The organism is Bradyrhizobium sp. GW821-FHT12B03 (assembly GCF_058807535.1).
Genome location: NZ_JBXAQU010000044.1, coordinates 1 through 6,689 on the forward strand (window position 1 = coordinate 1; position 6,689 = coordinate 6,689).

Consider the following 6,689-nt stretch of genomic DNA (forward strand, 5'->3'; position numbering starts at 1 on the left):
GGTCACGTCTGTCATGGAAAACATCTGGCTCACGCGACGCCTCCGAGATAGGCCTCTTGAACCCGCTCGTCGCTGCGCCGGGAGCCGAGTTGGTCCGGAAGCGAACGTCAGTTCACCGGTTGGCTCCTCCCGACATTCCGTTTGCCGCCCATGATTTCAGCGACCTGCTTCACGCATTCCCGCGTGCCGGCGCAATCATGATCGTATGCGATTTTGCGCTTATTTTGCATGCGATTGCACAGTATTTGGGTAGTGAGCTTCCAAAATCAGGCCTCGCGAAAATCCTTTGATGCTGAAATCATTGCGTTTTTCTTGTCGATCGCCTTGGCATGGATGTTGCTACCCTAAAATCGCACGCACAGATCGCATACGATCCAGCAGCGAGGATGATCCCCATGTTACGCAATCCGCTTTCGATCGATCTCAGTCGCCGAAGCTTCCTGAGCGGGATGGCCGGCGCCGCAGCGCTCGCCGTGTCATCGCGATGGTCATCGGCCAGCGCCCAGGACCCGCAGGTGCTGAATTATTTGTCGTGGCCGGGTAACGCCGATCCGTACCTCATCGAACCGTTCGAGAAGGCCAACAACGTCAAGGTCCGCATCAAGGAGTATGTGGGCGGCGACCAGATGCTCGCCGTCATCAATCAATCGCCGCCCGGATCGTTCGACGTGGTGCTGGCGGATGCCGAATACATGCATTTGCTGCACAAGGCGGATTTCATCGAGCCGCTCGATCCGGCCGATTATCCGATCAACGACTTCTGGCCGGAATTCCAGAAATTTCCGCTGCACTGGTTCGACGACAAGCTCTATGGCGTGATGACCGACTTTGGTTACCTCGGCCTGTCCTACAACACCAACACTTTCACCAAAGATGAAGTGGCGTCCTACGACGCGCTATCGAGCGCCAAGGCCAAGGGCAAGGTCGGTTTCTTCGACTGGTATCTGACGTCGATGGGTGCTCTCAGCCAGTCTCTCGGCAACAGCCGGGATCCGTTCGACATCGACAAGGCGAAATTCGAGGCGCTGAAGAGGAAGCTCTATTCTCTGAAGCCGCAGGCCTCCGGCTTCTACACCATCGCCGACATCTTTTCGTCGCTCACCAACGGCCGAGCCCAGCTCATTCCGGGCATCGGCGAATGGATCACACTGGGGCTGCGCCTGAACGGCGTTCCGGTCGACACGGCGATTCCAAAGGAGGGCGGCCTCCAATGGACCGAGTCGTTGTCGATCGTGAAGGGAAGCCCGAAGCGCGACCTGGCGCGAAAGTTCATCCAGTGGACGACCTCGCCCGAGGGGCAGGTGCGCATGGCGACCAAGGTCGACAACAAGAAGTCGATTCCGTCGATGGCGGGCTGGAAGCTCCTCAACGAGCAGAAGCCGAAAGAGGCCGAGATCCTGCGCATGACGCTGACCGGGCCCAACGTCATGGACGAATACAAGGCCGGCCGGATCGCCTATCGCAAGCTGCCGCAACAGCAACCGATCGACGACTGGAACGAGGTCTGGAGCGAATTCAAGAGCATGTAGCTACAGGCCTTCATCGGAGCCGTCACGTCATGAGCAAAGATGCACTAACCGCGACACCTGCCGTACTCGGTCGATTCGGCTCTATCCTGCGTCCCCGCACGGCGGCGTCGCCCGCCGTGCTTCCGACCGCGCTTGGCTTGCCCGTGCTTGTCTGGCAGGTCGTGTTCTTCGCCGCGCCGCTGCTGTTTCTGATCGTCGTCACGTTCTGGCAGGTGCGCTCGTTCCGGCTCGAACCGGCGTTCGTGATGGACAATTGGTCGCGTATCCTCGGGTCGACCGTATTCTATCGCGCGTTGACCCATACGCTGACCGTCTCGATCACGACCTCGATCCTGGCGCTCGCGATCGCGTTTCCCGTGGCCTACACGATATCGTTCCGTCTCCCGGCGCGCTTGCGCGATCTCGCCGTCGCGTTCCTGATCGTGCCGATCTTCTCCAGTTACCTGCTGCGCATCTACGCCTGGCAGATCATGCTGAGCCCGAAGGGCATTGCCAACAGCCTCATCGTCAAGGCGGGCGGAAATCCGCTGGAGTTGCTTGGCGGCGCTTTCTCGATGCAGGTCGGCATGCTGACGCTGACGTTGCCGATCGTCGTGCTCATCCTCGTCTTCGCGCTCGCGGGCCTCGACCGGACGTTGATCGAAGCTGCCGAGAATCTCGGATGCAGGCGCATCCGTGTGATCATGCACGTCATCCTGCCGGCGATCCGGCCCGCGCTCGTGCTCGCGGGTTCGACGGCCTTTCTGCTGTCGTTCGGGGACTACATCAGTCCGTTGTTCATGACCGGCAGCAAGCCGCCAACTCTTTCCATCCTCATCGTCGACACCGTGAAGTCCGGCGCTCAGTGGCCGCGCGCGTCCGTCATCGGTGTCGCAATGCTCGCCATCCTGGCCGTCGCGCTCGGAATGAGCCGGCTCGTCGGCGAGGCGCGGATCGGCCGATCGATCCGGCGACGCATGTCCCGCTCGTGAACGAGGAACAGCCATGACCCGTGTTTCGCGTCTTTGCCAATATGCCTTCCTGCTCGGTCTGTTCCTGTTCATCGCGAGCCCGATGCTCATCATCATCGTGTTCTCGTTCGACGCCAACCGCTTCCCGACGATACCGTGGGGCGGCTTCAGCCTCGAATGGCACAAGGCGGTGCTGGCCGACCCCATGATCGTCGATGCGTTCCGAAACAGCCTGATCGTGGCGGTCGCCTCCGCCGTGCTGTCCACAGCGCTCGGCTTCATGGCGGCGTATATCGACTATCGCTACAAGTTCCGTGGCAAGTCGCAGTTCGCCATGCTGGTGGCGATACCGCCCGCCGTGCCGGCCACCATCCTCGGCATGGCGATGCTCGCCTTCCTGTCGCGCATCGGACTGTTCGGCGAGCTTTATTCGATCGTGATCTGTCACGTTGCGATCGCGACGTCATTCGCGATGGCGATCATCCGCTTGCGTCTTGGCGAACTCGGCAGCGAGCTGGAGTCCGCCGCGTGGAATCTCGGGGCATCGCCCGTCGTCGCCGTGTTGAACGTTGTCGTCCCGTTCTGCAAGCCGGCGATCATCGCGTCCCTGTTCCTGACGGCCGCCATCTCTTTCGACGAATACATGATCGCGTGGTTTGTCGGCGGCGTTCACGAGACGCTGTCCGTCCGCATCCTCAATCTGCTGCAAGGCCAGGTGAACCCGAAGATCAATGCCGTCGGCACCGTCGTTCTCGTCATCAGCGTGACACTGGTGCTGCTCGCCCAACGCTTCGTCAATCTGAAGGCCAGCGGACAGCGCTAGCCTGGAACCGGAGATCGTCCCATGACCGAACCCTACATTTCCATTCAGAAGCTCGACAAACGCTACCCGGATCATCACGCGGTCAAGAGTCTCGACCTCGACATCGCCCCTGGCGAGTTCATCGCCATCATGGGTCCCTCGGGCTGCGGCAAATCGACGACACTGCGCATGCTCGCCGGACTGGACGAGCCGACCGGCGGCGATATCCTGATCGGCGGCCGCAGCATGCGGGGCGTGCCTGCGTTTCAGCGGGACACGCCGATGGTCTGGCAGAGCCTTGCGCTGTTTCCGTTCCTTTCGGTCGTGGAGAATGTGGAGTTTCCGCTGCGAATGAAAGGGAACGGTCCGAGACAGCGGCGCGAGCGGGCGCGCGAGTGGTTGGAGCGGCTCGGCCTCGGAGGAATGGCCGATCGCAACATCGCACAGCTCTCGGGCGGCCAGCGGCAGCGCGTCGCGCTTGCCCGGGCGCTTGTGACCCAGCCATCCGTGCTGCTGCTGGACGAGCCGCTGTCGGCGTTGGATGCTCATCTGCGCGTGCGCATGCAGACCGTGCTGTCGCGGTTGCACAAGGAGTTGGGCATCACCTTTGTCTACGTCACTCATGCGCAATCGGAAGCGTTTGCGCTCGCCGATCGCATCGTGATCATGAGCGAGGGCCGGATCCAGCAAGCCGGCAAGCCCCAGGACATCTATCGTGAGCCGCGAAACCCGTTCGTCGCGGATTTCATCGGCATGAACAATCTGTTCAGGGGGGAGGTGGCCGCCAGCGACGGGGCCAATCTGACCATCGACGGCGCGCTCGGAAAATTCACGGTCCCGACGCCGCAGGTCTTGCCGGTGGGCGCCCCGGCGAGCTTTGTCGTGGCGGCGGACCGAATCGAATTAACATCCGTCGAAAATGGGGCCGCGCCGGGGCAACCGGCAGTTGCGGGGACGGTGATCGGAATGGAATTCGTCGGGTCGACGCAGACCGTGTTCGTCGAGGTTGCCGGATCGGGAGAGATGCGCGCGCAGAAGCAGCAGCACGAGATAGAGGCGCTCGGTCTCGCTCCGGGCCGCCGCGTCAATCTAGGATGGGATCCCCGTCACGCCTGGTTGCTGCCGGAAGCCGCTTGAGGAGAAGGTCATGTACAACGATAAATTCATGCAACGCGCCATCGCGCTGTCGCGAGCCGCGTTGACGATGCCCGGCACGGAACCGTTCGGCGCCGTGGTGGTCAGGAACGGCGAGATCGTCGGCGAGGGACTGAACCACTCGAAGGTCAATCACGACCCCACCTCGCATGGCGAGGTCGAAGCCATCCGCGACGCGTGCCGCCGCCTGCGGACGGTCGACCTGTCGGGTTGCGATCTCTACTCGTCGTGCGAACCATGCGCGATGTGCGTTGCCACGCTCGTCGTGACCGGTATTTCCAGGCTCTACTATGCGGCAGGCATGGATCAGGCCGGTGAGGCGTTCACGCACGTACCAAGGTCGAAACGTCACCCGATCGACGTCGATCTCCTGCGCAGCGAGGCAGGAACCATGGTCGAGGCCCGCCGCATGCCGGCCGAACAGCACCGCGCCGACGAAGCGGTTGCAATTCTGAAGGAGTGGGCTTCCCAATGAGCCGATCGCCACGCAGCCAGCCCGCAAGATCCGTCAATGATCCGACCGCGAAAGGCAAGGGGCCGCCGGTCGACCGGCTCTTCGACGAGAGCAATGCCGAAAGGCTGAAATCCCGCACCGAATCCGTTCACGAGGCGCTTCGACAGGCCATCCTCGAACAGCGACTACAGCCGGGCGCCAGACTTCCGGAAGATCAGATTGGTGCGACGTTCGGTACAAGCCGCACGATCGCCCGCGAGGCGCTCGGACGTCTTGCGGTTGAAGGGATCGTCGAGTTGAAGCCCAATCGCGGCGCATTCGTCGCGAACCCGTCGCCGGAAGAAGGGCGGCACACTTTCGTTGTCCGTCGCAGCCTCGAACGCTTGGTGACCGATACGCTTGCGGGCAAGCTGAAGAGCAAGGACGTGGCGCAGCTTCGAAGCGTGCTGGCGCGGGAAAAGAGCGCCGTTCGCCGCGATCCCAAGGAAGCCATTCGCCTCGCCGGCGAATTCCACACGACACTTGCCTGCCTGACGGGAAACAATGTGCTTGCACGCTACGTCAACGAGGTCGTTTGCCGCTGTTCGCTGGTGCTGGCCATCTATTCGATGCCGCACTCGGCCGAGGGGGGCGTCGCCGAGCATGAGGCGATCGTCGGAGCGCTCGTCGACGGATCAGCCGCAAAGGCTGGTAAGCTCATGGACGACCATCTGTCGACGGTTGCTGACCGCGCATTTTCTGAAACGCCGATCGTTCGCGACGGCCTTCGGGGCGTTCTGGCCCCCTATGCCGCACGCTTGAGAGACTAGAATCATGAACACCTTCGCTCCTTCGCCAACGGACCAGCAACCGAATACGACGGTTTTCGACTTCCGAAAGCTGTCGCCGCGTGAACGCTACAAGCTGATGATCGGCACCATCGTCCCGCGCCCGATTGCCCTGGTCACGACCGTGGATCCGCACGGCCGCATCAACGCGGCTCCCTTTTCATTCTTCAACTGCCTCTCGCACGATCCGCCCATCCTGGCGCTCGGCGTCGAAAACAAGCCCGACATGTCATTCAAGGACACGGCGGCGAATATCAGGCTGACCGAGGTATTCACCGTCAACATCGTCAGTCGGGCGATCGCCGAAGCCATGCACGTGTGCGCGATCGGCTTTCCGCTCGGGACCGATGAGCTTTCCGAAGCAGGCTTGACGCCTCTACCGGGCAAAACAATTGCAGCACCTTACATCGCCGAGGCGCCGGCAGCTTTCGAATGCCGTCGGCACACGACCCTGGAAATCGGGCGGTCGCGCCAGATCATCCTCGGCGAGATATTGTGCGCGCACTATCACAACGATGTGGTCGATGCCGGCCAGCTACGCGTTGATCCTGCGAAGTTGGATGCCATCGCGCGCCTGGGCGGTTCAACGTGCAGCACCATTCGGGACCGCTTCGATATGCCGACGCCCGCACTCGAGGATTGGATGGCCTCCAAGGCGCAGTAAGCCTGTGCAATTCAAGGGCATTTCTGCGGTTGACAAAGTTCGGCGAGGTCCGCATGAAAGGCATTCCGTTCGCCGCCGGGGCGCCATGTTCGACGATGACATCATGCCACTGTTTTGCCCGACGGGTCAAGCGTATTTCGTAAAATCCGTAAGGCTGTGACTAAGCCATTGACATCGCTGTCACCCGCTACTGTGCATGGGGTTGTTTTCGATGATCTTGTCGTGCGGCCCGCCGGGTGCGATCCCGGCTCGCTCTAGTGTCCGCCGAGATAGGCTGTGATCAGCCTGGGGTCATGGATGAGATCCTT

Annotated in this window: 8 protein-coding genes; all 8 read left to right on the forward strand. The window is 61.7% G+C overall.

The features are described 5' to 3' along the window. On the forward strand, positions 1-290 hold a 290-nt coding region (locus AC1RUR_RS38225; protein WP_492853312.1), incomplete at its 5' end, for a hypothetical protein. Between the two features lie 105 nt (positions 291-395). Next, positions 396-1,529: an ABC transporter substrate-binding protein gene (locus AC1RUR_RS38230; protein ID WP_492853313.1), complete on the forward strand. Its 1,134-nt coding sequence runs from the start codon at positions 396-398 to the stop codon at positions 1,527-1,529. 29 nt (positions 1,530-1,558) lie between these two features. After that, complete coding sequence (locus AC1RUR_RS38235; RefSeq protein WP_492853315.1) at positions 1,559-2,500, forward strand: ABC transporter permease; 942 nt, start codon at positions 1,559-1,561, stop codon at positions 2,498-2,500. A 13-nt stretch (positions 2,501-2,513) separates the two neighbouring features. Then, positions 2,514-3,302: an ABC transporter permease gene (locus AC1RUR_RS38240; protein WP_492853317.1), complete on the forward strand. Its 789-nt coding sequence runs from the start codon at positions 2,514-2,516 to the stop codon at positions 3,300-3,302. A 21-nt stretch (positions 3,303-3,323) separates the two neighbouring features. Beyond that, the gene (locus AC1RUR_RS38245; protein ID WP_492853318.1) at positions 3,324-4,418 is read left to right on the forward strand and encodes an ABC transporter ATP-binding protein; all 1,095 of its coding nucleotides are present in this window, start codon (positions 3,324-3,326) and stop codon (positions 4,416-4,418) included. 28 nt (positions 4,419-4,446) lie between these two features. Continuing rightward, on the forward strand, positions 4,447-4,911 hold the full coding sequence (locus tag AC1RUR_RS38250; protein ID WP_492853319.1) for a nucleoside deaminase: 465 nt from the start codon (positions 4,447-4,449) through the stop codon (positions 4,909-4,911). Beyond that, positions 4,896-5,699: a GntR family transcriptional regulator gene (locus tag AC1RUR_RS38255; protein ID WP_492853320.1), complete on the forward strand. Its 804-nt coding sequence runs from the start codon at positions 4,896-4,898 to the stop codon at positions 5,697-5,699. The genes AC1RUR_RS38250 and AC1RUR_RS38255 overlap by 16 nt, the downstream gene beginning before the upstream one ends. 4 nt (positions 5,700-5,703) lie before the next feature. Then, positions 5,704-6,381, forward strand: a complete 678-nt coding sequence (locus AC1RUR_RS38260; RefSeq protein WP_492853321.1) for a flavin reductase family protein — start codon at positions 5,704-5,706, stop codon at positions 6,379-6,381. Positions 6,382-6,689 lie beyond the last annotated feature (308 nt).

What these genes read in the sequence shown, in the direction of transcription:
- AC1RUR_RS38230 (WP_492853313.1), top strand. Translation starts at nt 396, where the DNA reads ATGTTACGCAATCCGCTTTCGATCGATCTCAGTCGCCGAAGCTTCCTG.
- AC1RUR_RS38235 (WP_492853315.1), top strand. Translation starts at nt 1,559, where the DNA reads ATGAGCAAAGATGCACTAACCGCGACACCTGCCGTACTCGGTCGATTC.
- AC1RUR_RS38240 (WP_492853317.1), top strand. Translation starts at nt 2,514, where the DNA reads ATGACCCGTGTTTCGCGTCTTTGCCAATATGCCTTCCTGCTCGGTCTG.
- AC1RUR_RS38245 (WP_492853318.1), top strand. Translation starts at nt 3,324, where the DNA reads ATGACCGAACCCTACATTTCCATTCAGAAGCTCGACAAACGCTACCCG.
- AC1RUR_RS38250 (WP_492853319.1), top strand. Translation starts at nt 4,447, where the DNA reads ATGCAACGCGCCATCGCGCTGTCGCGAGCCGCGTTGACGATGCCCGGC.
- AC1RUR_RS38260 (WP_492853321.1), top strand. Translation starts at nt 5,704, where the DNA reads ATGAACACCTTCGCTCCTTCGCCAACGGACCAGCAACCGAATACGACG.